Origin of the sequence: Rhodopseudomonas telluris (assembly GCF_042432815.1) — a bacterium.
Taxonomy (GTDB): Bacteria; Pseudomonadota; Alphaproteobacteria; order Rhizobiales; family Xanthobacteraceae; genus Rhodopseudomonas; species Rhodopseudomonas telluris.
In genome coordinates, this window is the sequence record NZ_JBHLWM010000012.1 from 88,149 (window position 1) to 113,946 (window position 25,798).

The 25,798-nt window shown below is 65.7% G+C and carries 29 protein-coding genes and 1 tRNA gene; 16 read left to right on the plus strand and 14 right to left on the minus strand.

All coding sequences use genetic code 11. From position 1 onward, the window contains the following. From ACFFJ6_RS24225 to ACFFJ6_RS24245, 5 genes are all read left to right on the plus strand, one after another. Window positions 1–1,146 (plus strand): isobutyryl-CoA dehydrogenase, encoded by a 1,146-nt coding sequence (locus ACFFJ6_RS24225; protein WP_378392766.1) that lies wholly within the window; start codon window positions 1–3, stop codon window positions 1,144–1,146. Then, on the plus strand, window positions 1,143–2,216 hold the full coding sequence (locus tag ACFFJ6_RS24230; RefSeq protein WP_378392768.1) for an enoyl-CoA hydratase/isomerase family protein: 1,074 nt from the start codon (window positions 1,143–1,145) through the stop codon (window positions 2,214–2,216). The genes ACFFJ6_RS24225 and ACFFJ6_RS24230 overlap by 4 nt, the downstream gene beginning before the upstream one ends. Window positions 2,217–2,252: 36 nt before the next feature. Then, on the plus strand, window positions 2,253–3,140 hold the full coding sequence (mmsB, locus tag ACFFJ6_RS24235) for a 3-hydroxyisobutyrate dehydrogenase (protein ID WP_378392770.1): 888 nt from the start codon (window positions 2,253–2,255) through the stop codon (window positions 3,138–3,140). Window positions 3,141–3,301: 161 nt separating this feature from the next. Continuing rightward, window positions 3,302–5,023: an AMP-binding protein gene (locus tag ACFFJ6_RS24240; protein WP_378392773.1), complete on the plus strand. Its 1,722-nt coding sequence runs from the start codon at window positions 3,302–3,304 to the stop codon at window positions 5,021–5,023. An 85-nt stretch (window positions 5,024–5,108) separates the two neighbouring features. Then, window positions 5,109–5,885 carry a cyclase family protein gene (locus ACFFJ6_RS24245; RefSeq protein ID WP_378392775.1) on the plus strand — a complete coding sequence of 259 codons (777 nt, stop codon included), beginning with the start codon at window positions 5,109–5,111 and terminating at the stop codon, window positions 5,883–5,885. A 21-nt stretch (window positions 5,886–5,906) separates the two neighbouring features. Here ACFFJ6_RS24245 and ACFFJ6_RS24250 read toward each other — a convergent pair whose 3' ends face one another. From ACFFJ6_RS24250 to ACFFJ6_RS24260, 3 genes are all read right to left on the minus strand, one after another. After that, a complete protein-coding gene (locus tag ACFFJ6_RS24250; protein WP_378392777.1) occupies window positions 5,907–6,809 on the minus strand; it encodes a crotonase/enoyl-CoA hydratase family protein in 903 nt (300 codons plus the stop codon). 132 nt (window positions 6,810–6,941) lie between these two features. Then, a complete protein-coding gene (locus ACFFJ6_RS24255) occupies window positions 6,942–8,357 on the minus strand; it encodes an amidase (protein WP_378392779.1) in 1,416 nt (471 codons plus the stop codon). Beyond that, a complete protein-coding gene (locus tag ACFFJ6_RS24260) occupies window positions 8,350–9,522 on the minus strand; it encodes a M20 aminoacylase family protein (protein ID WP_378392781.1) in 1,173 nt (390 codons plus the stop codon). The genes ACFFJ6_RS24255 and ACFFJ6_RS24260 overlap by 8 nt, the downstream gene beginning before the upstream one ends. A 407-nt stretch (window positions 9,523–9,929) precedes the next feature. Between ACFFJ6_RS24260 and ACFFJ6_RS24265 the strand changes: the two genes are divergently transcribed. Then, window positions 9,930–10,018: transfer RNA gene (locus ACFFJ6_RS24265), tRNA-Leu, on the plus strand. A gap of 7 nt (window positions 10,019–10,025) precedes the next feature. Here ACFFJ6_RS24265 and ACFFJ6_RS24270 read toward each other — a convergent pair. Together ACFFJ6_RS24270 and ACFFJ6_RS24275 are read right to left on the minus strand one after the other, a co-directional pair. Continuing rightward, window positions 10,026–10,481, minus strand: a complete 456-nt coding sequence (locus tag ACFFJ6_RS24270; protein WP_378392783.1) for a GNAT family N-acetyltransferase — start codon at window positions 10,479–10,481, stop codon at window positions 10,026–10,028. A 52-nt stretch (window positions 10,482–10,533) separates the two neighbouring features. Further along, the gene (locus ACFFJ6_RS24275) at window positions 10,534–11,343 is read right to left on the minus strand and encodes an RMD1 family protein (RefSeq protein ID WP_378392785.1); all 810 of its coding nucleotides are present in this window, start codon (window positions 11,341–11,343) and stop codon (window positions 10,534–10,536) included. Between the two features lie 137 nt (window positions 11,344–11,480). Here ACFFJ6_RS24275 and ACFFJ6_RS24280 point away from each other — a divergent pair, with 137 nt between their 5' ends. Next, the gene (locus tag ACFFJ6_RS24280; RefSeq protein ID WP_378392787.1) at window positions 11,481–11,873 is read left to right on the plus strand and encodes a twin-arginine translocation pathway signal; all 393 of its coding nucleotides are present in this window, start codon (window positions 11,481–11,483) and stop codon (window positions 11,871–11,873) included. A gap of 6 nt (window positions 11,874–11,879) precedes the next feature. On the opposite strand, the gene ACFFJ6_RS24285 is transcribed toward ACFFJ6_RS24280, so the two are convergent. Together ACFFJ6_RS24285 and ACFFJ6_RS24290 are read right to left on the minus strand one after the other, a co-directional pair. Further along, complete coding sequence (locus tag ACFFJ6_RS24285) at window positions 11,880–13,094, minus strand: FAD-dependent monooxygenase (protein WP_378392789.1); 1,215 nt, start codon at window positions 13,092–13,094, stop codon at window positions 11,880–11,882. Window positions 13,095–13,101: 7 nt separating this feature from the next. Then, the gene (locus ACFFJ6_RS24290; RefSeq protein ID WP_054165255.1) at window positions 13,102–13,347 is read right to left on the minus strand and encodes a zinc-finger domain-containing protein; all 246 of its coding nucleotides are present in this window, start codon (window positions 13,345–13,347) and stop codon (window positions 13,102–13,104) included. A 206-nt stretch (window positions 13,348–13,553) separates the two neighbouring features. Between ACFFJ6_RS24290 and ACFFJ6_RS24295 the strand changes: the two genes are divergently transcribed. From ACFFJ6_RS24295 to ACFFJ6_RS24310, 4 genes are all read left to right on the plus strand, one after another. Further along, window positions 13,554–14,702, plus strand: coding sequence for a hypothetical protein (locus ACFFJ6_RS24295; protein WP_378392792.1), 1,149 nt, complete (start codon window positions 13,554–13,556; stop codon window positions 14,700–14,702). A gap of 256 nt (window positions 14,703–14,958) precedes the next feature. After that, window positions 14,959–15,714 (plus strand): alpha/beta fold hydrolase, encoded by a 756-nt coding sequence (locus ACFFJ6_RS24300; protein ID WP_378392794.1) that lies wholly within the window; start codon window positions 14,959–14,961, stop codon window positions 15,712–15,714. A gap of 210 nt (window positions 15,715–15,924) precedes the next feature. Further along, window positions 15,925–16,752, plus strand: a complete 828-nt coding sequence (gene cysE, locus ACFFJ6_RS24305; protein WP_378392796.1) for a serine O-acetyltransferase — start codon at window positions 15,925–15,927, stop codon at window positions 16,750–16,752. A gap of 171 nt (window positions 16,753–16,923) precedes the next feature. After that, entirely contained in the window at window positions 16,924–17,139 is a 216-nt protein-coding gene (locus tag ACFFJ6_RS24310) for a DUF3126 family protein (RefSeq protein WP_054165275.1), read from the plus strand. Between the two features lie 173 nt (window positions 17,140–17,312). Here the strand turns inward: ACFFJ6_RS24310 and ACFFJ6_RS24315 are convergent, their stop codons facing one another. Continuing rightward, entirely contained in the window at window positions 17,313–18,020 is a 708-nt protein-coding gene (locus tag ACFFJ6_RS24315) for a hypothetical protein (RefSeq protein ID WP_378392798.1), read from the minus strand. A 186-nt stretch (window positions 18,021–18,206) separates the two neighbouring features. On the opposite strand from ACFFJ6_RS24315, the gene ACFFJ6_RS24320 reads away from it, so the two are divergent. After that, the gene (locus ACFFJ6_RS24320; RefSeq protein ID WP_378392800.1) at window positions 18,207–18,545 is read left to right on the plus strand and encodes a DUF6949 family protein; all 339 of its coding nucleotides are present in this window, start codon (window positions 18,207–18,209) and stop codon (window positions 18,543–18,545) included. Window positions 18,546–18,603: 58 nt separating this feature from the next. After that, window positions 18,604–19,134, plus strand: coding sequence for a gamma carbonic anhydrase family protein (locus tag ACFFJ6_RS24325; RefSeq protein WP_378392802.1), 531 nt, complete (start codon window positions 18,604–18,606; stop codon window positions 19,132–19,134). A 57-nt stretch (window positions 19,135–19,191) separates the two neighbouring features. Here ACFFJ6_RS24325 and ACFFJ6_RS24330 read toward each other — a convergent pair whose 3' ends face one another. Beyond that, entirely contained in the window at window positions 19,192–19,350 is a 159-nt protein-coding gene (locus ACFFJ6_RS24330) for a hypothetical protein (RefSeq protein ID WP_378392804.1), read from the minus strand. A gap of 14 nt (window positions 19,351–19,364) precedes the next feature. Beyond that, a complete protein-coding gene (locus ACFFJ6_RS24335) occupies window positions 19,365–19,586 on the minus strand; it encodes a hypothetical protein (RefSeq protein ID WP_378392806.1) in 222 nt (73 codons plus the stop codon). A gap of 183 nt (window positions 19,587–19,769) precedes the next feature. Here ACFFJ6_RS24335 and ACFFJ6_RS24340 point away from each other — a divergent pair, with 183 nt between their 5' ends. Next, window positions 19,770–20,156 (plus strand): hypothetical protein, encoded by a 387-nt coding sequence (locus tag ACFFJ6_RS24340; RefSeq protein WP_378392808.1) that lies wholly within the window; start codon window positions 19,770–19,772, stop codon window positions 20,154–20,156. 448 nt (window positions 20,157–20,604) lie between these two features. Here the strand turns inward: ACFFJ6_RS24340 and ACFFJ6_RS24345 are convergent, their stop codons facing one another. Next, entirely contained in the window at window positions 20,605–22,095 is a 1,491-nt protein-coding gene (locus ACFFJ6_RS24345; protein ID WP_378392810.1) for a porin, read from the minus strand. Window positions 22,096–22,625: 530 nt separating this feature from the next. Here ACFFJ6_RS24345 and ACFFJ6_RS24350 point away from each other — a divergent pair. Further along, window positions 22,626–23,156, plus strand: coding sequence for a MarR family winged helix-turn-helix transcriptional regulator (locus ACFFJ6_RS24350; protein WP_378392812.1), 531 nt, complete (start codon window positions 22,626–22,628; stop codon window positions 23,154–23,156). Window positions 23,157–23,409: 253 nt separating this feature from the next. On the opposite strand, the gene ACFFJ6_RS24355 is transcribed toward ACFFJ6_RS24350, so the two are convergent. After that, window positions 23,410–23,661 (minus strand): hypothetical protein, encoded by a 252-nt coding sequence (locus ACFFJ6_RS24355; protein ID WP_378392814.1) that lies wholly within the window; start codon window positions 23,659–23,661, stop codon window positions 23,410–23,412. Between ACFFJ6_RS24355 and ACFFJ6_RS24360 the strand changes: the two genes are divergently transcribed. Then, on the plus strand, window positions 23,660–24,214 hold the full coding sequence (locus ACFFJ6_RS24360) for an FMN-dependent NADH-azoreductase (protein WP_378392816.1): 555 nt from the start codon (window positions 23,660–23,662) through the stop codon (window positions 24,212–24,214). The genes ACFFJ6_RS24355 and ACFFJ6_RS24360 overlap by 2 nt on opposite strands. A gap of 71 nt (window positions 24,215–24,285) precedes the next feature. Here the strand turns inward: ACFFJ6_RS24360 and ACFFJ6_RS24365 are convergent, their stop codons facing one another. Further along, a complete protein-coding gene (locus ACFFJ6_RS24365; RefSeq protein WP_378392818.1) occupies window positions 24,286–24,834 on the minus strand; it encodes a class I SAM-dependent methyltransferase in 549 nt (182 codons plus the stop codon). A 17-nt stretch (window positions 24,835–24,851) separates the two neighbouring features. Beyond that, window positions 24,852–25,715, minus strand: coding sequence for a class I SAM-dependent methyltransferase (locus tag ACFFJ6_RS24370; protein WP_378392820.1), 864 nt, complete (start codon window positions 25,713–25,715; stop codon window positions 24,852–24,854). Window positions 25,716–25,798: the final 83 nt, after the last annotated feature.

Here is a 25,798-nt window from a genome sequence, read left to right on the forward strand (position 1 = left end):
ATGCAGTTCGACCTGAACGAGGATCAGCGCGCCATTCGTGACATGGCGCGCGACTTCGCGGCCGAGAAGATCGCGCCGCATGCGCTGCAATGGGATGAAGACAAGCACCTGCCGCTGGACGTGATCCGCGAGGCGGCGGCGCTCGGCATCGGCGGCATCTATATCCGCGACGACGTCGGCGGCAGCGCCATGACGCGGTTCGACGCGGCGCTGATCTTCGAGGCGCTGGCGACCGGCTGTCCGGCGGTGTCGGCCTTCATCTCCATCCACAACATGGCGGCGTGGATGATCGACAGCTTTGGCTCCGAGGCGCAGCGGCAGCAGTGGCTGCCGAAGCTGTGCAGCATGGAGCTTGTCGCCAGCTACTGCCTCACCGAGCCCGGCTCCGGCTCCGACGCGGCCGCGCTGCGCACCCGCGCGGTGCGCGATGGCGATCACTATGTCCTCAACGGCCAGAAGCAGTTCATCTCCGGTGCCGGCGCCAACGATCTCTACGTGGTGATGGTGCGTACCGGCGGTGACGGCCCGGGCGGCATCTCGACACTGGTGGTCGACAAGGACACGCCGGGCCTGTCGTTCGGTGCCAACGAGCGCAAGATGGGGTGGAATGCCCAGCCGACCCGCGCGGTGATCTTCGAGAACGCTCGCGTGCCGGTCGCCAACCGGCTCGGCGACGAGGGGATCGGCTTCAAGATCGCGATGGCCGGCCTCGACGGCGGCCGCCTCAACATTGCCGCATGCTCGCTCGGCGGCGCACAGACGGCGCTCGACAAGGCGCTGGACTACGTCAAGGAGCGCAAGGCGTTCGGCAAGCGGCTCGACGAATTCCAGGCGCTGCAGTTCAAGCTCGCCGACATGGCGACCGAACTCGAAGCCGCGCGTACTTTCCTATGGCGTGCGGCCGCCGCGCTCGACCGCAAGGACCCTGACGCCACCAAGCTGTGCGCGATGGCCAAGCGGTTCGGCACGGACACCGGCTTTGCCGTCGCCAACGCGGCGCTGCAGCTGCATGGCGGCTACGGCTATCTGGCCGAATACGGCGTCGAGAAGCTGGTGCGCGATCTTCGCGTGCATCAGATTCTCGAAGGCACCAACGAGATCATGCGGCTGATCGTGGCGCGCAAGCTGATCGAGGGCGCACGATGAACGCACCAGTGACCGAACCCGATCTGATCGTCCGGCGCGAGAGCGCGGCCGGCGTCATCCGCCTCAACAGGCCGAAGGCCATCAATGCGCTGACGCTGGAGATGACGCGCGAATTCGACCGCGCGCTGATCGCCTTTGCGGCCGATCCGCAAATTTCAGTAATCCTGGTGGAAGGCGCGGGCGAACGTGGCCTGTGCGCCGGCGGCGATATCGTCGGCCTGTATCACAGCGCGCGCGAGGGCGGCGATCTCGGCAAGGTGTTCTGGCGCGAAGAATACATCATGAATGCGCGCATCGCGGCCTATCCGAAGCCGTATGTCGCCTTCATGGACGGTCTGGTGATGGGCGGCGGCGTCGGCATCGCCGGCCATGGCAGCCATCGCATCGTCACCGAGAAGACCAAGATCGCGATGCCGGAGGTCGGCATCGGCTTTTTCCCCGACGTCGGCGGCACTTGGCTGCTGACGCGCGCGCCCGGTGAGATCGGCACGTATTTCGGGCTGACCGGCGAGATCATGAACGGCGCCGACGCGATCCACGCGAAGTTTGCCGACAACTTCGTGCCCAGCGTGGCGTGGCCGGATCTGCGCGAGGCGCTGACCGCTGCGCCCGCCGGCGCCAGCGCCGCGCAGGTCCGCGACATCATCGCGCGTTTCAGCCTGCCGCCCGATCCGGGCCCGGCGCAGCAGCATCAGGCGCAGATCGATGCGGCGTTCGGCAAGGACAGCATCGACGACATCGTCGCGGCACTCGAGCATGACAGCTCGGAGTTCGCGCAGGCAGCGCTGAAGACGCTGCGGATCAAGTCGCCGACCAGCCTCAAGGTGACGCTGAAGCTGCTGCGGATGGCGCGCCATGCGGCGTCGCTGCAGGAGTGCCTGGTGCATGAATATCGCGCCGCGCTTGAAGTGTTCGCCAGCTACGATTTCGTCGAGGGCGTGCGCGCTGCGGTCATCGACAAGGACCGGCAGCCGAAATGGCGGCCCGCGACGATCGCGGAGGTGACGCCGGACATCGTGGCGCGCTATTTTGTCGATCGCGGCGCCGACGAACTGAAATTTCCGGGCTGAAGAAACCGGATCATCAAGGGACCAAGGGGGACGAACATGACGGCCATCGCATTCATCGGTCTCGGCAACATGGGCGGCCCGATGGCCGTCAATCTGGCGAAGGCCGGACAGCAGGTTACCGGCTTCGATCTCGCCGCGGCATCGTGCGACGCCGTCAAGGCCGAGGGCGTCGCCACCGCGCCGACCGCAATCGACGCGGTGAAGGGCGCTGACGTGATCGTCACCATGCTGCCGGCCGGCAAGCACGTGCTTGCGGTCTGGAATGAGATCCTGCCGCACGCGGCGAAGGGCTCGCTGATCATTGATTGCTCGACCATCGACGTCGAGAGCGCCGTGCAGGCGCACGCGCTGGCCGCCAAGCATGGCGTCGCTTCCGTAGATGCGCCCGTGTCGGGCGGCACCGGCGGCGCCAAGGCGGCGACGCTCACTTTCATGGCTGGCGGAAGCGAGGCGGCGTTCGCCGCGGCCAAGCCCGTGCTCGAACAGATGGGCAAGAAGATCGTGCATTGCGGCGGCGCCGGCGCCGGGCAGGCGGCGAAGATCTGCAACAACATGATCCTCGGCATCTCGATGATCGCGGTCGGCGAGGCGTTCACGCTCGCCGAAAAGCTCGGCCTGTCGCATCAGGCGCTGTTCGACGTCGCCTCGACCTCGTCGGGGCAGTGCTGGTCGCTGACGACCTATTGCCCGGTCCCGGGCCCGGTGCCGACGTCGCCGGCCAACAACGGCTACAAGCCCGGCTTTGCCGCTGCGCTGATGCTGAAGGACCTCAACCTCTCGCAGGAAGCCGCCAGATCGTCCGGCGCCGCCACTCCGCTCGGCTCCCACGCCGCCGAACTCTACGCGGCGTTCGAACAGGCCGGCCACGGCGGCACCGACTTCTCGGGCATCATCAACTACCTGCGCGAGCAGGGCAGGAAGTAGTTGCCCGCAGTTCGGCGCCGTCATCCTGAGGTGCGAGCGTAGCGAGCCTCGAAGGATGCGGGCCTGCCTGCGGACCATCCTTCGAGACGCCCGGCTGCGCCGGGCTCCTCAGGATGACGTCTTCTTTGTAGTTGCTCAGTGTGACGATTGACGAGGGCGCCATGACGACATTCCAGCAAGCCCGTGCCTTTCTGCTCCAATACCGCACCGACTACGACAAAGCCGTCGCCAGCTTTCGCTGGCCGGATCCGCTGCCGTTCAACTGGGCGCTCGACTGGTTCGATGCCGAGCTCGCCAGCAACCCGGACAGCCGCGACCGCGCGGCGCTGTGGATTGTCGACGGCGCCAGCGGCAGCGAGGTCAAGCCGACCTTTGCGCAGTTGTCGAAACGCTCCAACCAGGTCGCCAACTATCTGCGCGCCAAAGGCCTGAAGCGCGGCGATCATCTGCTGCTGCTGCTCGGCAATGTCGTGCCGCTGTGGGAGACGATGCTGGCGGCGATCAAGCTCGGCCTCGTCACCATTCCGGCGACGACGCTGCTGACGCCGGAGGAATTGCGCGATCGGCTGGACCGCGGTCGCGCCAAGGCAGTGGTCGCTGCGCCGGATCAAGTCGCCAAGTTTGCCGGCCTCGGCGGCGACGATCTGCTCCGCATCGTGGTCGGCGACGCGCAAGGCGGCTGGCATGCCTACGACGAGACGGCGCAGCATTCCGATGCGTTCGTGCCGGACGGTCCGACCCAGGCCGACGATCCGATGCTGCTGTACTTCACCTCCGGCACCACGGCGAAGCCGAAGCTGGTGCGGCACAGCCAACGTTCCTATCCGGTTGGCGCGCTGTCGACGATGTTCTGGCTCGGGCTGCAGCCGGGCGACGTGCATCTCAACATTTCCTCGCCGGGCTGGGCCAAGCACGCCTGGAGCTGCTTCTTCGCGCCATGGAATGCCGGCGCGACGGTGTTCGTCGTCAATCAGCCGCGGTTCGACGCCAAGAGCCTGCTCGCCACCATCGGTCGCTGCGGCGTCACCACACTTTGCGCGCCGCCGACGGTGTGGCGAATGTTCATCCAGGAGAAGCTCGCGGACTACAAAGTCGCCCTGCGCGAGGTCTGCGGCGCGGGCGAGCCGCTCAATCCGGAAGTGATCGATCAGGTCAAAGCCGCCTGGGGCCTCACCATCCGCGATGGCTACGGTCAGACCGAAACCACCGCGATGGTCGGCAACTCGCCGGGGCAAGCGGTGAAGATCGGCTCGATGGGCCGGCCGTTGCCCGGCTATGTCGTCAAGATCACCGATGCCGACGGCCATCCCGCGACCGAAGGCGAGATCACGCTGGCGCTCGGCGATGCGCGGCCCGCCGGCCTGATGCAAGGCTATCAGGGCGAGGGCGGCAAGCTCGCGGGCGCCGACGGCGACGTGTACCGCTCCGGCGACGTCGCCTTCGCCGACGAGGATGGCTATCTCACATTCGTCGGCCGTACGGACGACGTTTTCAAGTCCTCGGACTACCGGATCTCGCCGTTCGAATTGGAGAGCGTGCTGCTGGAGCACGATCTCGTGGCCGAAGCCGCGGTGGTGCCGAGCCCGGATCCGATCAAGCTGGCCATTCCGAAAGCCTATGTGCTGCTCACCGCGAACGCCGAGCGCTCGCGCGACACCGCGTTGTCGATCTTCAAGCACATGCAAGGCCGGCTGGCGCCGTTCAAGCGCATCCGCAAGCTGGAGATCGTCAGCGAACTGCCGAAGACGATCTCCGGCAAGATCCGCCGCGTCCATCTCCGCCGCATCGAGCACGAGCACGATCAGGCCGACGCCCTGCGCGGTGTCGAGTTTCGCGAAGAGGATTTCCCGGAGCTGAAAGCCGCGCCCGCGAAGGATGCTTAGCAAGGCCTTGCCGCTGCCGCTTGATATTAAGTGACGACCGGCAGCGGCAGCATGTCTGCGGCTTCATACATCGAGGAGGAACGCGATGGCGAGGAAACTGATCGACATCTCCGTGCCGCTGCAGAACGACGTTCCCGCCGATCCGCCGGGCAATCATCCGACCATTGAGTACATCGATCACCAGCAGGGGCTGCCGCGCATGCTGCAGTTCTTCCCCGGCCTGAAGGCGGAGGATCTGCCGGATGGGCAGGGCTGGGCGGTCGAGCAGGTGTCGCTGTCGACGCACAACGGCACACACCTCGACGCGCCCTGGCATTTCCACCCGACGATGAATCGCGGCGAACGGTCGCCGAAGATCGACGAGGTGCCGCTCGACTGGTGCCTGCAGCCGGGCGTGAAGCTCGACTTCCGGCATCTGCCGGACGGTTATGTCGTCACCGCCAAGGACGTCGAGACCGAGCTTGCGCGGATTGGGCACACGCTGTCGCCGCTCGAGATTGTGGTGGTGAACACCAGCGCCGGCGCGAAATTCGGGCGGCCCGACTACGTCAACTCCGGCTGTGGCGTCGGCTATGAGGCGACGATGTATCTGCTCGAGCGCGGCGTCCGCCTCACCGGTACCGATGCGTGGAGCTGGGACGCGCCGTTCGTCTTCACGGCGCAGCGCTACGCCGAGACCAAGGACGCCAGCCTGATCTGGGAAGGCCACAAGGCCGGTCGGCACATCGGCTATTGCCACCTCGAGAAGCTGCACAATCTCGAGCTGTTGCCCGCGACCGGCTTCATGGTGTCGTGCTTCCCGGTGAAGATCGAGCGCGCGTCCGCAGGCTGGACGCGCGCCGTCGCGATCTTGAGCGAGTGAGCGCCGGTTCGGCGCCCGCGCTTACTTGTATTCGCGCTCGTCCCACCACGGGAAGTAGGGCGGCATGTCGGCGGTGACCTTGTTCTTGAACTGCGCCGGGCGCTTTTCCAGGAACGAGCTGACGCCTTCCTTGACGTCGTCGGAGCGGCCGCGTTCGTAGATGCCGCGGCTGTCGATCTTGTGGGCTTCCATCGGATCGTCGGCGCCCATCATCCGCCACATCATCTGCCGGATCAGCGCCACCGACACCGGCGCGGTCTTGGCGGCGATCTCCTTGGCGAGCGTGCGCGCGGTCTCAAGCAGTTGGTCGGCCGGCACGACGCGGCTGACGAGCTTGCCCTCCAGCGCTTCCTGCGCCGGGAACACGCGGCCGGTGTAGCACCACTCCAAAGCCTGGGCGATGCCGACGATGCGCGGCAGGAACCAGCTCGACGCGGCTTCGGGTACGATGCCCCGCTGCGAGAACACGAAGCCGAACCGCGCGGCGTCCGATGCGATGCGGATGTCCATCGCCAGCTGCATGGTGACGCCGATGCCGACCGCGGGGCCGTTCACGGCGGCGATCACCGGCTTGAGACACTTGAAGATGCGCAACGTCACCTGACCGCCGCCGTCGCGGACTTGCGGGTCGCTGTAGTCGGTCGAGCCATCTGCATTGCGCCGCACCGGACCGCGGCGCGCATCGCGATCGAACGTGTCGGCGCCGGAGGAGAGATCCGCGCCGGCGCAGAACGCGCGGCCTTCGCCGGTGACGATGATGGCGCGCACGTTGTCGTCGGCATCGGCTTTGTCGAACGCCTCGATCAGCTCGTGCTGCATCGTCGGCGTGAACGAGTTCAGCTTGTCCGGCCGGTTCAGCGTGATGGTGAGGATTTGATCGGCGACCTCGTATTTGATGGTCTCGTAGGCCGAATGTTCTGCCATGGGTGTTTCCTTCGCCCGTTGTTGTTCTTGTTGGTGCCTCGCGGCGCGTCATTCCGGGATACGCACTTTTGCGCGCATCCCCGGAATGACGATGGTTAGTTGCTGGGTGGTGCCCAGGTCAAGCGTGGCCGTTCATCGCGGCGGCGTCGGCCACGGCTTCTGCGCGCCGCGCAGGCCTTCGAAGGCTTTTGCGATCCGCAGCACGCCGAGATCGTCATAGCGACGGCCGACGATCTGCACGCCGATCGGAAATCCCTTCGAGCTATAGCCGCCGTTGATCGAGGCGGCGGGATTCTCCGCCATATTCCACGGAACGGTATAGAGGATGTGATCGAACGGAATATCAGGATCGTCGAGCGGCGAGGGCAAGTCGGCGGCGAAGCTGACCACCGGCGCGACCGGTGAGATCAGATAGTCGATATTCGCGAACAGCGTCGCGCCCATCGCCCGCACCGCCATGGTCTGGTTGAAGCCGCGTACCACGTCGACGCCGGACAAGGTCGCGCCGCCCTCCGCCCACCGCACGATGTAGGGCAGCACCTGCGCGCGCTGCTCTTCGCTGAGCTTGCTGACATCGTCCCACATCCGCGCCCGCCAGAACGCGTCGAGCCCGTCCATCATCTCGCGGGTGAAGCCGAGCTGCACCTCTTCGACGATCGCGCCCTGCGTTTCGAGGGTCCGCGCAGCCTCGGTGACAACGCGGCGGACGTCGTCCTCCAGCGGCATGCCGAATCCGAGATCAGTGAGCAGGCCGATTTTCTTGCCGCGCAGATCGATATCGAGCTCGCTCCACGCGATGCCCTGCGGCGGCAGGCTCATGCCGTCGCGCGGGTCGGGCTGCGACAGCACGCTCATCATCAGGGCGGAATCATCCACCGTGCGCGTCATCGGCCCGGCGCAGCGGCCGACATAGGGCGGATCGATCGGCACGCGGCCGAGCGACGGCTTCAGCGCAAAGATGCCGCACCAGTTCGCCGGCAGCCGCACCGAGCCGCCGATATCCGTGCCGAGATGCAGCGGCCCGTAGCCGGCCGCGCCAGCCGCGCCCGCGCCGGCGGACGAGCCGCCGGTGTTCTGCGACACGTCCCACGGATTGCGGGTGACGCCGTGGAAGCTCGACAGGCCCGAAGACAGCATGCCGAAATCCGGCATCGTCGTCTTGCTCCAGAGAATGCCGCCGGCCTCGCGCAGCCGCGCCGCGGGTGGGGCATCGACGGCAGCCGGCGTCAGTGCGGTGATCGGCACGCCGAGTGGCACCGGCGTGCCCTGCGTCGCCACGTTCTCCTTGATCGTCACCGGCACGCCGTCGAGCAGGCCCTGCGGCTCGCCCTTCTGCCAGCGTTCGGTCGAGGCCCGCGCCGCGCGTCGCGCGCCGTCGGGATCGAACGCATATAGCGCGTTGAGGTGCGGCTCCCAGCGCTCCGCCTGCGCGATTACCTCGTCCATCACTTCGGACGGAGAGAACTGCTTGCTGTAGTAACCGGCGAGCAGTTCGGTGGCAGAGAGGTCGTTCAGCGTCATCGTCTTGCTGGACAGGCCGTCAGACATTGGCGGCCACCGGCAGGCGCGTTTCGACAATCCGCGCGAACATGCTGGCACCGATCGGCAAGATCTTGTCGTCGAGCACGTAGCCGGGATTGTGCACCGGCACGTCGCCGTCGTGGCCGACCCAGAAATACGCACCGGGGATCGCCTGCAGCATGTCGGCGAAATCCTCGCTGCCCATTTTCGGCTGCTCGCGCAGCTTGACGTTGGCGTCGCCGACCACGCCGCGCGCCACCTCGGCGACGACGTCGCTCTGCTCCTGCTGGTTCACCAGCACGCTGAAAATGTCGCGGATGTCGACGCTGATCTCGACGTCGAACGCCGCCGCGATGCCGGCGGCGAGCGCCCTCATGCGTTCGCGCACCAGCTTGCGGATGTCGTCGGAGAAGCAGCGCACCGTGCCGGCGAGCCGCGCTTCGCCGGGGATCACGTTGTAGGCCGAACCGGAATGGAATTGCGTGATCGACAGCACTGCCGAATGCAGCGGGTCGACGTTGCGGCTGACGATGGTCTGCAGCGCCTGGCCGAGCGTCATCGCGATCACAACCGGATCCTTGGAGCGCTCCGGCATCGCGCCATGAGCGCCGTAGCCGGAGATCACGATGTCGAAGAAGTCGGCGCCGGCCATCGCCGGGCCGGGCAGGATCGCGATTTCGCCATGGGCGAGGTCGGGCGCATTGTGCAGGCCGTAGAGTTCGTCGCAGGGGAACTTCTGGAACAGGCCGTCCCTCAGCATCGCCCGCGCGCCGCCGAGGCCTTCTTCGGCGGGCTGGAAGATGAAATGCACGGTGCCGTCGAAATTGCGCGTCTCGGCGAGATAGCGCGCGGTGCCGAGCAGCATGGTGGTGTGGCCGTCATGGCCGCAGCCGTGGAAGCGGCCCGGAATGGTCGAGCGCCACGCCAGATTGGTGTGCTCTTCCATCGGCAGCGCGTCCATGTCGGCGCGCAGGCCGATGCGGCGCTTGCCGTCACCCTTGCCCTTCAGCACGCCGACCACGCCGGTGCCGCCGAGCCCGCGAAACACCTCGATGCCCCAGGCGTCGAGCTTCTCGGCAACGATGTTGGAGGTGCGGACTTCCTCGAAGCCGATCTCCGGGTGCATGTGCAGATCGCGGCGGATCGCGGTCAGCTCGTCGGCGAAAGCGTCGATACGGTCGATGGTCGGCATGTGGAGGATCACCCTTGCGGTCGCAGGTTGAGGCGGGACGAATGTCGGCGCACTGCATGCAAAGATCGGGCAACGATGCGCGGCCGAGCAGGGCGGTCCGGTGAGGCCGATGACGCCACCCCAGCCGCCGCACTCGGAGCATGCAGGCACCGGCGGTCATCTCACTCGAAAGTCGGGGGTGATGTCAAAGCGCGCGGCCGGCGCAGCCACTCCGCCGCCGCAACCCGCTTTGCGTTGTGCCCCGCGCTCGACTATGAATGCGGCGCTCTGGCGCGGAATCGGGCATGGCAAGGCCGCGCGCCGGGGCAGGCCTTCGGGCGTGATGCAGTGCGGCATCGGCATTCAGGAACGTTGCGGTGCTCCGCACTCTCCCGTCGCTGCCCGCATCGCAACCCGAGCGCGCCGATGCGGGCGTGGCGAAATTGGTAGACGCAAGGGACTTAAAATCCCTCGGACCGAGAGGTCTGTGCCGGTTCGAGCCCGGCCGCCCGCACCAACGGCAACTACGCGATCCGCTTCACCATGTGCACCACGCGGGCTCCGTTCGCACGGGTTTCCAATCGCTCCTCCGCGTAGCCGAGGGAGGCGTAGAGGCGGATGTTTTTTTCGAAGCGCTCGTTGGTGTAGAGGCGCAGTGTCGTGCGAACGGCCTCGGTCGCGATCTGTTCGGCCACGGTGAGCAAGCGGCGGCCATAGCCGCGCTTCTGCGCGTCCGGCGACACCGCGACGTTGACGATCAGCACGTCGTCGGCGCGGAGTTCGGTCTCGATCAGCGCGGCCGGCGCGCCGTCGACTTCCAGCAGATCGAAGCGATGTTCCTGCACCGCGACTGCGTAGTCGGCAAGCATCGGCAGCGGCTCGTAGCCGATCAGCGCGAGCCATTTCTGGTAGGCGCGCATCGTCAGGTCGGAGATGGCGTCGACGTCGGCGGCGGTGCCTCGTCGGATCAGTTCGGACATTGGACCGTCTTTCCTGGCGTACGACAGCAACGCGGCGTCGAAACCTCCCGGCTCAATGTCCGCGGCCCATCGCGATCTGCACGAAGGCGACCACGACCTCGATTGCAATCAGCACCACGACGATCAGCTCGAGCCGCAGCGCGCGGCGGGTGTCGATGATGTCGGCGAGGGTGGAGGCGGTCTCGGCGACGACCGCGAGTTTGCGGTTCAGCGTGTCGACGCGCTCTTTCAGCTCGTATTCGTCTTCGAGGCGTGCGTAAAGCCGCTCGAGGTCGGGGCGTTCCCACAGCGCGTCCGGCTTCTCGGTAATGGCGACGCGGCCGGAGACGCGGTGCTGCACCAGCAGCGCATTGCCGATCAGCTTCATCATCGCGGGGCGGCTGCGGCGGGTGTGGCCGTGATCGGCAAGCTCGCGGGCGAACGGCTCGATCACTTCGAAAACCCTGGCGACCTCTCGCTCGTCATGCGCAAGCACGACGCTCTTGGCCAGCACGTCGGCGATGATCAGCAGGCGCTCCAGCGACATCTGCCGCAGCTGAATCGGCCCGCCGGCCGCGACCTGATCGTCGCCATCCAGCTGGAACGCCGCCGTTTCGTCGTCGATGTTGTTGAAAGCACCGCCGATGCGCGGCTTCAGCCGCTGCAGGAACGCCGCTTCTTCATCGGCACTCAGCCCGATCAGCACCACCACGCCGTAGCGGAACAGCACCGCGATGCCGGCGCCCGCGCGCACCGCGAGCGGCACCGACGACAGGGCCTGTTCTTCGAAACCGGACGTGTTGATGCGGTCACCGACATAGAGCGCGTGCGCGTTTGCCTTGGCGGCAAAAGCGTCGGCCGGAAAGGTCGGGGGAGTCGGCATCGCGTCGATCCTGTTGGGCTGTGTGTCGCGCCGGACCCTATCGCTGCGTCCGGGGGCCGCCAAGGCAGCGTCGGCCACACTGCGGACATGCGGGCCTGATTTTACGAACGCCTCATTTCTGTCTATAGACGCGGCCCATGACGATTTCTTTCAGGCTTCCTCGTTTCGCGCTCGTCGGTGCCGGTCTGCTGGCCGGCGCTGGGCTGTCCGGCTGCGCGGCGATCGGCGACAGCGCGATGTCGCAGGCATTCGTCGATCCGGCGCGCTACGACCTGTACAACTGCGAGCAACTCGCCGCCGAACGGAAGAGCCTCGATGCGCGGCTGGCCGATCTCGACGGGCTGATGCGCAAGGCGGAAACGGGCGTCGCTGGTTCGGTTGTGTCCGAGGTCGCGTATCGCAACGACTACATCAATGTGAAGGCGCAGTCGCGGCTCGCCGAACAGACCTGGCGCGACAACAAATGCACCGAAGCGGCTCCGCCGACCGTGGCGGCTCCCGGTGCCAAGCCTCCGCGCGCCAGACGATAGCGCGCTTCAAATCCGCCAGTCGTAGATCCAGCTCTGCCGGCCCATCAGCCGTTCGGCGCCGAGCGCCTGCATCGCGAGGTCGCGGGCCAGCGCCATCGCTCCGGTGAGGTGATAGATCTTGCCGTTCTGGCGCGCCAGCCGCTGCACACGCGACACGCGTGCGCGCCGTGCCTGGGCGTAGCGCTGCAGCGACGCGGGCACTGACAGCGGATCGCCTGACGTGCCGGGGCCATGGCTGTCGCCGAGGCACTGCGCCAGCACGGCCGCATCCTCGATCGCCATGGCGGCGCCCTGCGCCGCGAACGGCAGCATGCCGTGCGCCGCGTCGCCGAGCAGGGCGGTTGCGCCGGCGGTCCAGGCACCGCCATCGGGCATCGCGAACAGCGCCCAGCGTTTCCAGCTGTCGACGGCCTCGACCAGCAGCCGTGCCGCCGGAGCCCAGCCGGCTGCGGCGAAACGGCTCTGGATTTCATGCGGCTCACCGGGCGCGCTCCAGCCTTCGCGCTGCCAGTCGTCCGGCACGATCGCCACAAGGTTGACGAGGCGTCCGCCGGAGATCGGATAGACCACGAGGTGAGCGCCGGGGCCCATCCAGAGTTGCACGCCGCGCAGTGGCTCGCGTTGCGGCAGCGCTGCGGCATCGACCGTGCCGCGCCAGGCGATCAGCCCGCTGAAGTGAGGCGCGCTGCTCGGAAATAACTGGCTGCGCACCGCCGACCAGATTCCGTCGGCTCCGATCAGCGCCAAGGCCTGCGTATCGCCGCGTGCGCCGTGGCGGCGGTGGCCGACAGTGATGCCATGCGTATGGCTGACGTAGTCTTCCACGACACAACCGAGCCGCAGCTCGATGGCCGGAGTGGCTTCGGCCTGCGCCCGTAACGCGGCCTGCAGATCGGCGCGGTGAAGCACCCAATACGGCGCGCCGGCGCGCGCCGCAGCCTGTTCACCAAGCGGCAGCCGCAGCAAGGCGCGGCCGGTGCGGGCGCTCATCACCGACACGGCATCGGGCGCGATTGCCCGCGGCGCCAGCCGGTCGGCCAGTCCGAGATCGACCAGCACACGGCTGGCATTCGGGGAGATTTGCAGACCGGCGCCGGCTTCCGCCAGCCGCTCGGCCTTTTCCAGCACGATGACCCGAAAGCCCTTCGCGGCGAACGCGAGCGAAGCCGTCAGTCCACCGATTCCCGCACCTGCAACGACGATGGTGCGGGCCGCCGTCACGGCGCGATCAGGCGACCTTGTCCTTCAGGACGCATTCCGGCGGCCGAGCCTGGCCGGGGGCGAGATCCGGGGCGTAGCGATACAGCGTCGAGCAGTACGGGCAGATGATCTCGTTGTCGTTGCCGAGGTCGAGAAACACATGCGGATGGTCGAACGGCGGGTTCGCGCCGACGCACATGAATTCCTTCGAGCCGATCTCGATCATGGCAACACCGGCATCGTTCTGGAAATGTGGAACCACGTGGTCGGACATCAGCTCACCTTTGCTCGCGACGGAGAGGGCACATCACGGTGCAGCGCACCATACCGGCGTCGCGGCATGATTCCTAGAGCGCCTCGACAGGCTTTGCCCGTGGAAATTCGACACAATCGCATGATGTTGGAGAAGCCCTTCTTTCGTCGGATCGGTTGTGTCCGAGGTGTGACGCCCCCACATCTGACACGTGAGGGTTGGTTGATATGCGTCTGAAGCTGGGCATTGCGAAGGCCGGCATCGCACTCTGCGCGGTTGCGCTGGTGCTGACGTGGCCGCATGCCCAACAAGCTGCGGCGCTTCTTGCCGCGCAGGACGATCCAGCGCAACTGTCGGAACTGCAACTCTCGGCAGCTTTGCAGCGGGACCCGGGCCTCATCGCACGGCATATCGGCGAAGCGATGGATGCCCATGACCCGGAGTTGGCGGATAGTCTGGTGCAGCTTGCCACGACGCGGAACATCGCGTTGCCCGACGACCTCAAGCACCGCGTCGCCGACGCGGTTGCGGTCGAGCGATCTGCAACCGGCGTCGCGACGCGGTTCGCCACCGGACTGATCACCGGCAAGGCCGAGGATGGGGCCAGCCTGTCCGGTACGGTGGCGGGCGATCTGTTCGTCTTTGGCGACATCCGCGACGTGGTTCGCGAGGGAAGTAATCTGGCGACCGGCGCCGAGGCCGACCGGCTGGTGCTCGGTCTCGCGGCGGCCGGAATTGCGATCACCGCCGCCACTTACGTCACGGTCGGAGGCGCGGGGCCGGTGCGCGCCGGGCTGACGATAGTCAAGGACGCCCGCAAGGTCGGACGGCTCGGCGAGGGGCTGGCGAGCTGGGCCAGCCGTTCGGCGCGTGAGGTGGTCGATGCGCCGGCGCTGCGCCGGGCCGTGGCGGATGGAACCACCGTTCGACCCGACAAGACGGTGACGGCCGTGAAGGCCGCGTTTCGGACCGAAAAGGCAGGCGGGCTGATGCGGCTCGCCAAGGATGTCGGCAGGGTCGGCGAGAAGGCCGGCACGCGCGGCGCGCTCGATACGCTGAAGATCGCCGAGGGCCCCAAGGACGTCGCCCGCGCGGCGCGGCTGGCCGAGTCGAAAGGCAGCCAGACCCGCGCCTTCCTCAAGATCCTCGGTCGCGGCGCACTGCTGCTCACGACCGGCGCGTGGAATTTCGCCTGGTGGATCTTCGGCGCGCTGGTGACGCTGTTCGGCCTCGTCACCTCGCTGAAATCCGGCGTCGAGCGCATGACGCAGAGCTGGATCGACCGCGGCAAGGCTCGCCGCGTCCGACGCCTGCTCGCCGAAGCCAAACGCGCTCAAGCTGCCGCCTCTACGGGCGGCCTTGCTGCGCCCGTCTAGCGAGATCACGGCTTCGAGCGGAAAAAATGCGCTGTTTGCCTCACAATCGTCATTGCGACGGGCGAAGCGACGAAGCAATCCATTGTCCCCGATGCACCTTGCGTGGTTCCGGATTGTTTCGCCGTCGGCTCGCCGTGAATCGGCGGCGGCGTCAAGTTCTCACCCGACGGTCGCCACGTCCTGTCGTCTCGCCTGAGTTCGTCGTTTCGATCTTCATCAACTAACACCCCTCCCGCTCACAACATCCGGACACTTCATGCCGAGCTTCGATCACGGCGGAATCGACATCGCGTATCTCGACGACGGCGAGGGTGAGCCGATCGTGCTGGTCCACGGCTTCGCGTCCAACAAAAACGTCAACTGGGTGTATCCGTCCTGGCTGTCGGAGTTGAAGCGAGCGGGCCGCCGCGTCGTCGCGCTCGACAATCGCGGCCATGGCGAGTCTGCCAAGCTGTACGATCCGGCCGACTACCAACTCGCCAAGATGGCGGACGACGTCGCTGCGCTGATGGATCATCTGTCGATTCCGCGTGCCGATCTGATGGGCTATTCGATGGGCGCGCGGATCAGCGCCAATCTGGCGCTGCGCATGCCGCAGCGCGTGCGCTCGGTCGTGCTCGGCGGCCTTGGCATGGGGCTGTTGAGTAACGAAGGGCGTCCCGGCGAGAACGTCGCGCAGGCCCTGCTGGCGCCGTCGCTCGACGACGTCACCGATCCGGTCGGTCGGACGTTCCGCGCCTTCGCCGATCAGACCCGGTCCGATCACGCCGCGCTGGCGGCGTGCATGCGCGGGTCGCGCGGACTGATGAGCCGGGAGGATGCGGCGGCGATCGCGGTGCCGGTGCTGATTGCGGTCGGCACCGACGACGATGTCGCCGGGTCGGCGCACGAACTCAGCGGCATCATTCCCGGCTCCGAGGTGCTCGACATTCCGCGCCGCGACCACATGCGCGCGGTCGGCGACCGCGTTTACAAGGAAGGCGTGGTGCGTTTTCTGCAGAGCCGACCGTGACGCCGGGCGGCCCGAGTTGAAGTCGCCGCGGCGCTCCCCACTTCAAGATCTGCAACTTTGGCGGGGTGATCGCCCGGCGTTCCGCGAATATTCCCGTAGATCAACGGCTTAGCAGGGCGGTGGTGCGTTCCGCCGGTCGGCTTCAGCCGCCGCGACAGGCCCGGCCCCGGCGTGCTATAGTGACCGACAGACGAGATCGAGAGAGCCGGCATGGTGATGCATCAGGTCAATCCGCAGACTGCAACGCTGACGACGCTCGATCCGATCTGGGAGCGGGTCCGCAGCGAAGCTGAGGATATCGTTCGCCGCGAGCCGGAGCTCGCCTCCTTCATCTATGCCAGCGTGCTGCATCACGACCGGCTCGAAGACGCGGTGGTGCATCGCGTGGCAGAGCGCCTCGATCACTCGGCGCTGTCCGGCGATCTGATCCGCCAGACCTTCGAGGAAGCGCTGCGCGACCAGCCCGATATCGGCAACGCGTTCCGCGCCGACATGGTGGCGATCTTCGATCGCGATCCGGCGACTTCGCGCTTCATCGATCCGCTTCTGTACTACAAGGGCTTCCACGCCATCCAGACGCATCGACTGGGGCACTGGCTGCATCTGCGCGGGCGCAAGGATTTCGCGCTGTATCTGCAGAGCCGCGCCTCGGCGGTGTTCCAGACCGATATCAACCCGGCCGCGAAGATCGGCCGCGGCATCTTCCTCGACCATGCGACCGGCCTCGTCGTCGGTGAGACCGCGGTGATCGAGGACGATGTCTCGATCCTGCACGGCGTGACGCTCGGCGGCACCGGCAAGGAGCACGAGGACCGCCACCCGAAGATCCGCCGCGGCGTGATGATCGGCGCCGGCGCAAAGATCCTCGGCAATATCGAAGTCGGGCACTGCGCGCGCATCGCCGCCGGTTCGGTGGTGCTGAAGACGGTGCCGCACAACATGACCGTCGCCGGCGTGCCGGCCAAGGTGGTGGGCGAGGCGGGCTGCGCCGAACCGTCGCGCACCATGGATCAGATGCTCAACGCGATCGGTTTGTGACCGTCGGAATTGCCCGTGAACATCGCCGCGAATGCGGTTCGCAACTCGTCGCGAGGGGTTGCGGCGCGCGGCTCGAAAACGTACTGACGGCGGCCTTGTTTGCAGCGATCGCCGGGCGGATGATCCGGCCCGCGTCGCTCCGGAAGCCATTGTTCTAGATTGGAGATCACCGTGGACGTTCAGGAAGTCAGAAAGCTCGATGCCTATCTCAAGAAGGTGTTCGGCAATCCGAAAATCCGCGTGGTGCCGCGGCCCAAGAAGGACGATTCCGCCGAAGTGTATATCGGCGAGGAATTCGTCGGCGTGCTGTTCGTCGACGACGAGGACGACGATCGCTCGTTCCAGTTCCAGATGGCGATCCTGGAAGACGATCTCGCCGACGTGTGAGATCGGCGCGCGTTCGCAGTCGACTTGTGAGCAGGCGATTGGCTAGCGGGCGCGAGCAGCGCATAAGCTGCTGAACTCCGTCATTGCGAGGAGCGAAGCGACGAAGCAATCCAACTCGGTGCTTGGTGCTGGATTGCTTCGCTTCGCTCGCAATGACGAGCGCGCACGCACTGCTACCCGCGCACGGCGTGGAGTTGCGCGGTGAGGCGGTCGATCGCGGTGGCGACGTCGCGCCAGTCCTTCAGCCACTGCCGGGGAAACCGGAAGGTGAGGTCGGCGCCGTCGATGCGGCGTTCGCTGATGCACATGCCGGGCGTCTGCCGGTCCCGGGTGCAGCGCGCCGCGAGTTGCGGCTCTCCCGCAGTGATCAGGTCCTCGGCGCTGTATGGCGATCCTTCGACGAACGGCCGGACGGTCAGCCCGTCGTCGAGCTGCTGCGACGACGGCGCCAGATAGCGCGGATAGATCGTCCGCAGCCGCGTCTCCGGCGCCAGCGCATCGTGATGGGCGGCGATCGAGACGAAGATGCGATCGATCGGATGAAACTCCTCGACGTCGTCCGGGGTCGCCCGTTTCGGCTTCTCCGGCGGCGCCAGCGACGGATAGACGAAGTTGAGATCGACGCGCTCCTGCGGTCCCGAATGGCGCTGGAACTTCACCCGGAATGCCTTGGTGGGCACGTTGAACAGGGTGTCGCCGATGCTCACCGGCGTGCGGTCGGGATCGCCCACCGGTTGCGCCCGCCAGGTCGGCCACAGCAGGTAGGCCACGGCCAGGATCGAGAGGAGCGAGATCGTGCTGCCGATCGCGACCGGCATACGATAGCCGCGCCGGCCACCGGGACGGGCAGGGCGAACGGACGCTGACGAAACCGAACTCATTGCAGACTGAACCCGAAGACCGACCGGACCACACGGCTTTGCGCCGCGGCGACGGCGCTGTCGCGGCGCACGCGTGCTATCCCTCGCACGCCCGCGTTAACCCAAACTTAACGATGCGATGGCGATCCGCCCGGCTTTTTGCGACACCAGTCCGGCTGGAGAGTTGCCGGAGCGGGGCCGTTGCCGATGTCGCCTGAAGCATTCAACAATCTGTTCTCGTTGCTGATCGGGTTCGCCGTCGCGGGCGCGCTCGCCAGTGGCTATCAGGCGATGGTGCGGCGGCCGGCGGGGTTCGGCCTGCTCCAGCAGGGGGTGGTGGCGCAGAGCTTCGCGGCGATCCCGTTCCTGATGTTCGCCGCGCCCTTCATCATCATGCGCAACACGCTGCTCGGGCCCCGTATCCCGGAGAGGCCGCGTCGCCGCGCGGAATTCGTCATGCTGGCGACCGTGCTGGCCGGCACCTGGAGCATGATGTCCGGCACGGTGCTGCTGATGGGGCTGCACGCGGTCGGCGTCATCACCTGAAAACATTTGCCCTCGGCGGTTCGCGTTGCCATGACTGGTCGGGCAACAGGAGACCGAGATGGCGATCTACGAGCTGGACGGCAACAAGCCTGATCTTCCGCAGGATGGAAACTACTTCATCGCCGACACCGCGTCGGTGATCGGCAAGGTGCGGCTGCATCCGTCGGCCAGCGTCTGGTTCGGCGCGGTGCTGCGCGGCGACAACGAGTGGATCGACGTCGGCGAGGGCTCCAACGTCCAGGACGGCTCGACCTGCCACACCGATCCCGGTTTTCCGCTGACCATCGGCAAGAACTGCACGATCGGCCACAACGTCATTTTGCACGGCTGCAGTATTGCCGACAACGTGTTGGTCGGCATGGGCTCGATCGTGATGAACGGCGCCAAGCTGGCGAGCGGGTGCGTGGTCGGCGCCGGTGCGGTGATCACCGAAGGCAAATCGTTTCCGGAGAACTCGCTGATCCTCGGCGCGCCCGCCAAGGTCGCGCGGACGCTGACGCCCGAGCAGGTCAAGGCGATGCTGATGGGCGCGGGTTTTTATGTGGCCAATGGCCAGCGTTACGCCAAGGGCCTGAAGAAGATCGGCTGACGTAGTACGGCGCTGCCGGTTTACGGCAGCGCCGAGAAGGACGAAAAGCGCCGCCGATCAGCCTTCAGATTCGTTCGCCTCGACGGCCGTGGCGATCCGCTCGTGACCCGCGGCCCACAGCGCGTAGTCCTCGGTGCCTTCGGCAAATGGATTGGCCTCAGCGGGGATGTTCTCGCGTGCTGCGCGCGCGCCGAGTTCAAACGGATCGTCTGCCATCGTTGGTGGTCCTTTCAGTGCTTGCCGCGGTGCCGGTCGGCTGCCGCGCGCTTTGACGGTTTGGCCGCCCGTGCGCTCTTCTTCAGCGCATCCTGCAGGTCGATCGGTATGCCGTGCTTCTTCAGAAGATCGGCGAAAGCCTCGTCGGCAAGCTCCTGCAGCGTGGCCATGCGGTCGCGGCCGAGCTGCGTGAGCTTGTCGAAGGTGTACTCGTCGAATCCGATCAGCTTGCGCATAGGGCTCTCCCGCAATCACAAGCGCTCGCCGGCGTCATTCGTTCCGCGACGCGCGCGGTGGCCGCAGTGCTGCGCCCAGTCGCGCAGATTTGAAACGGCGAAAGCGCGGATTGCCGAACAAACTGCGGCAGGAGGGCGCATGCTCGCGAGCGGGGCGGGGATCGTGCGGAATGGAGTTGGAAGATGATGAGGAAGGCGATCGTTGCGTTCTCGGTGGCAGCGCTGGCCGCATTGGCGGCACCGACTGCGGCTTCAGCGCGGGGCGGCTTCGGCGGCTGGCATGGCGGCGGCTGGCATGGTGGAGGCTGGCACGGCGGAGGTTGGCATGGCGGCTGGCGCGGCGGTGGCTGGCGCGGTCCGGGGTGGGGCGCAGTGGGCGTTGGCATCGGCCTCGGCCTCGCGGCGCCGTACGCATGGGGCGGCTATGGCTACGGCTACCCGGCCTACTACAGCGGCTACGGTTACAGCTATCCGGCCGCGTCCTATTACGATGACGGCTGCTATCTGCAGCGGCAGCGTGTCTGGACGTCCTACGGCTGGCGCTGGCGGCGCGTGGAAGTCTGTTACTGAGCGTGCTGACGAAGGCGGGTGCTACGGCGACCGAAGCCGCGCGACTGGCCAGCCTCTGGCTCCGGTTCTGACGAGCTCCAGAACCGGAGCGGGCTTCGATCGCGCCGCAATCCGATTAGCTCAGTCCCGGATCTGCGGGCTCTCACGCTCTCCCGGCGATTGCGCAAAGCGACCTGAGTGAGTGGGGGGCAGTGGCCGCTATGAGCCCCGCGTCCCCCGCGGTCGCGGCCGTACCCGGGCCCTTCTCATGCGTAAAAGCCTGCAGCGGGAATCGCGTCCGTTGCTCGGACGCGTCCGTTGGTGTCGCTGGTGCCCACGACCATCTGTCGCCAGCGAAGTGTCGTGACGCGCAAGAGCGTTGAAGCCATGCACCCCCTTAAACAGGAAAACCTCCGGCGGGGCATCGCCGGAGGTTCCTGGAGGTTTACATGGATCCTTTCGTCGTTGTTTAGAAAGTGCGCTGGACGCGGACGGCGCCGGTCCAGGTGTCCTGGTCCTTGAACTGGTAGACCGCGGTCGGCTTGGTCGCGCCCGGGTTCACCGTGCCGGTGGTGCCGGTGTAGTTCTGATCGATCCGGGTGTAGATGACTTCGCCCGAGAACGTCAGGTTCTTGACCGGGGTCCACGCGGTGCGGGTACCGATCTGAGCAATGTTGAAGTTCGGGTTGCCCGTGAAGGTGCCGCCTACAGCGTTGCGGAGACCCTGGGTGTAGAGCGCGCCGCCGGTGCTGCCGAAGTCGACCGAGGTGTAGGCACCGAAGATCGAGGTCGCCCAGTAGGGGTTCCAGTTGTGGTTGAACGCACCACGGATGCCCCAGGCCTTGGTGGTCTCGATGCCGCCGCCGTTGGTGAACACGCCGTCGATGGCCGAGCCGATCGCGATGGTCTGGTAGGCACCGATCGCGCCGTTGCCGTACATCGCGAAGTTGTTCGGGCTGGTGCCGCCGATCACGTAGCGGATCGCACCGTCAGCATAGGTCGCGTCGAGGTTGAGGCTGTCGCCGGGGCCGGTCGGCAGGTTCTTGAGCGACAGGGCGGCGAGCACCGCGTAGCCCCACTTGTCGTCCGGATGACCGGTGGTTTCCAGCGACGGGTTATAGTAGCTGGCGCGGTTCTGGTGAGCCGCGGCCGACACCTGGAAGAGGCCCCAGGCCTGGTCGACGCGGATCTTGCCGACGATGTCCGGGATCTGCGTGCCGGCAACGTAGTTGGTGCCCGCGGCCGCGCCCGACAGCCAGGTCGTGCCGTTGTTGGCGGTGCTGGCGCTGCCGAGGCCGGTCACGTTGACGAGGCTGGAGACGCCCTGAGCCTGGCGATAGCCGCTCTGATCTTCGAGCGAGATCGAGCCCGAGATCCCGTTGCCGAATTCGGCGGTGTAGGCAACCTGGTTGATACCGGTCGAGGTGTCGTCGCCGCCGAGCAGGTTCGACGTGATGTTGCCGGGCGAGCCGTTCCACGGCGTCGAGAACTGCGACACCGCCTTACCGAAGGTGAAGCCGGCGAACTGCACGAAGGCGAAGTAGACGCCGAGCTCACCGCCGGCAACGGTCGACGACGAGCCGCCGCTGGTCCAGGTGAACACCGAGTCGAAGTAGGTGCGCACGACGCCGTATTCGGTCGCGGTGCGGGTGTCGATGTTGATGTCCTGACGCGAACGGAAGATGGTGTTGTTCGACAGGCGGTTGCCCTGGCCGGCGGCGCCGTTCCAGGCCGGAGTTTCGGTCATGCCCGAGGCATTGACCGCGACTTCGGCGCGGGTGAAGCCACCGAGCTTGATGCAGGTGTCGGTGCCCGGGATGTAGTAGAAGCCTGCGCCGTAGAGCGAGCAGACCTTGACGTATTCCACCGCCTTGGCCTTGAGCGGAAGGTCGGCGGCTTGCGCAGCCGTCACCATCAGAGCGGCCGTGCTGCCCAGCATCAGGCCTTTCACGAAATTCATTTGAAACCTCCAAGTTTTGCCGTTTGGGCAACACCGTTGGCTTCAAGTATCGGCCACACGGCTTCACCCGCGAACCACCTTCGGAGCGCCGGCTATCGCGGGCCGCTCGTCGGGCGGGGACGACTTCGAGGTGCCCCCCTCCGTCGGTCTCAGACTCGATACATAACAAAGTTAGCTATTGGAAGGACCAAACAAAGATACCTATCTTCATTCAGGGAACTTGTGGCCAATAGGCAACAGTGTGTCACGATTCTGTCACGGTTAAAGTTCCCGCTTCGTACGCTGAAAACAACTCGGGTTATTCCCGGCTTTGGCATAATTTGCTGAATCTGAAGCAGATTCAGCACAGTCCTTATCTGTGACGGTGGCGTGAAGCGGGTTTAGGCGCTACATTGTTAAGCACAAAGGTAATACTTTGGTCGGCATCGGGCTCGGAGAATATCTTATCAAAAAACATTCTGCCCTTCTCTAACAGGGCCGAATCGAAGCTCGGACGACGCTGGGGAAACGGACGATCGGAGGTTCTGGGAATGCCGAGTCGGCACAACGCGCACAAGATCGAGCCGCTCGAGGCTAGCCTCGGCGCCGAAATCGGGCGCGCTGATCATTGCCTGTCGTATCAGGTGATCTGGGACTTCGTTTCGATCAGCAACAATCTCGAAGATATCCGGCGATCGTGGGCCAAGCTGTTCGGCATCAGCGGCTCGCAATGGCTGATCCTGATGGCGATCAGCGATCTCGACAAGGGCAACGGCGTCTCGGTCGGCGAGGTCTCAGACAAGATCCACGCCGTCTCGACCTTCGTGACCACCCAGACCAAGATCCTCGAGCGTCTCGGCCTGATCCATCGCGTGACCTCGACGACCGACGCGCGGGTCGTACTGATGTCGCTGTCGGAGGCGGCGCAGCAGAAGATCGCTGCGCTGACGCCGCGCTGGGAGGCGCTGCACGCCTACATCTTCAGCGATTTCGACGCCGCAGCGCTGAACGACGTCAAAGCCAAGCTCGAAATCCTCAAACGCCGCACCAAGGTCGCGATGCAGCGGGTGGCGGAAGACTAAGTCCCGCCCGCGCTCCTGCGGATCGCGCTTTTTCCGAAGTTCTTGGATATCGAGGCCGCGACATGAAGGGGGCCAGGGCCGCGCGATCGTGGCGCGCTGGCGGCAGTTCGGTGGCGAGCCTTCATCTCCCTTTCAAGAGAGCGTGCAGCGGATCTGCTGTGCCGTCTGCTGACCAAGCCGTCGCGTTCAAGGCCCCGGAAGGTCGGGGCAGCATCCGCTGTGAAATCGGCTCGGTTGCACGACGCTATTGCGATTAGCGGCGCAGGTCGTCGGCGGGCGTCGCCACCATCAGCGTGCCCCACGTCTCGCCCAGCCACCGCAGACAAATGCTGACGTCCGGGCCTTGCGCGCTATCAGGACCGAAGCGATCGCCTTCAATCCCGGGCACATCAACGATGCCGGGGTTACTTCCGTGTGTGTGAAGCTCACGAATGTGCCTTCTTGTGAGGGATTTTGGCTCGGTTATCTGGAGTTTCTTCGTAACGTCTAAACCAGAGGCCACCATGAAGATCCTCCACCTCGATAGCAGCGTCGCCGGCGAGAACAGCGTCAGCAAGAAGATCTCGGCTGCAGTCGTTGCCAAGCTTTCCGCCGATCGCCTCGGTGCTGTGGTCAAGTATCGCGACCTCGGCGCCGATCCGCTGCCGCATCTGACGCTAGCCGATCTCGCCGACCACACGATTGTCGACGAATTTCTGTCCGCCGATGTCGTGGTAATCGGTGCGCCGATGTACAACTTCACCGTGCCGACCAACCTGAAGGCCTGGCTCGACCGCATCGCGATCGCGGGCAAGACGTTTCAATATGGCGCCAATGGCCCCGCCGGACTTGCGGGTGGCCGCAAGGTGATCGTCGCGTCCACGCGTGGCGGCTTCTATGGCCCTGACTCGCCGGTCTCCGGCTATGAACTGCAGGACCGCTATCTGCAGACCTTTTTCGGTTTCCTTGGCATCACCGACATCACCTTCATCCACGCCGAGGGCATCGGCATGGGGCCGGAGCAGCGGGAGCGGGCACTCAACAATGCCCTCGCGGCAACCGGCGCGCTGGCCGCCTGAACATCCGGCGCGGCGGCCTCATGGCCTCCGCGCCGTGCTGTCCCCGGATGTTCCAGTGACGGGAACGTGTATCACCGAGCTCGCAGGACCGCGGTGGAGTAGTTCTCGGCAGAACCGGCAGTTACGTCCAGCAGATCGAATCCCCTCTGCCAGGCGGAGATGGCGTCCGGTTCCATCGTCAGCACGAGGAGACCGCCGTGCTTCATGACCCTGTCAAAATCGTACATGCACGAAACCTGTTCGATCAACGGGACATGGCTGACTAACAGATCTGTCATTCCACCCGCGACTGGCATCGGCGGATGCTCATAGACATGGAAGTCAATAAGCGGGATCTCATCCTCTGCCCACTGAATCGCGGCGGCATCTGTGTCGACGCCAATGATGTAAGCCGTCGGGAAAAGGCTTGGAAGATAGCGGGTCACCCGGCCCGCTCCGCAGCCCCAGTCGACGATCGTTTTGAACTCACTTCGATCGCGGCCGTCGAACCGTTCAACCGATCCCGCGACCGCGGCGGCGAAGCTGCTGCCGATGCGGTGATATTCATCGTCCCGAAGACGATTGTTGCTCTTTCGGAAATCGGGGCCCGGATAGGGGATGCCTGTTTCTGGAATGATCACAGGAGCGTCTCCTGTGGTCAGTTTCGCCGCGCGTGGATGACGTGACGCGGCTGACCGTTCTCGGGGCCGGGAGGCGCATCAAGGATGTCGAAGCGCTTGAATCCGAGATCCGACAACATCGCTTTCACGCAAGCAATGTTCTGGTACCAGAACGTCGTGTCGTCTCCGTTCAGATTGAATGCATATTCCATCAACGGCTTGTCGATCTCGTTATTCCACGTGTGGGTCAGCACGATAATATGGTCGCGGGACATCGCCGCTGCTTTGCGGAGCCCGCCGAGCGGGTCGACCAGATGGTAGAGGACCCCGAGAAAGAGAACTGTGTCGAAGGTGCCGTGAATCGCCGGGTCGAGCGAGAACAGGTCGGCCTCACATTCGCGGACCCTCGACTTCAGCGCCGACTTTGCAAAGTCGAAGCCTGCCTTCGTGCCCCAGCCCGGACCACCCCAGCAGAACCAGTCCGTGGACAGCACGTCGGCCGCGCCGCGCTGTTCAGCACCGAACGAGTAGAAGCCGTCCCAAGCCCCGATATCGAGAACGCTGCGGCCTTTGACGGGATGCCGAAATACGGCGTCGACCGCTTCTTGTTTCTGCATGCCGTTGGTGACGTACCCGTCCGGCAGGGTGATGGAGTGAAACCAATGCACGGCCTCGGCCGGATGCGCCGCCTTGGCGATCGTCTCCAGGGCAATCCGTTGTTCATCTGCTGGGCGCGATCGGAATTCTTCGCTTTGTGCGAGAATGTGCATCAAGCGACCGACCGTCAGTTGGTAGGGCTTGGTTACGGCTTGGAAGTGGGCCCTTCCGCCTTCGTCGGCAGGCCTTCCGAGAACGGCCTGGTAGGCCTGGTCGATCCCCTCCGGGGTGATCAGGTTGTGCATCAAAATACCTCCATTAAGGATGGTGTTATTGCACCCCGAAGTTGAAGGTTCAACCCAGTCTGATACCCTCCCGGTTGAGATGG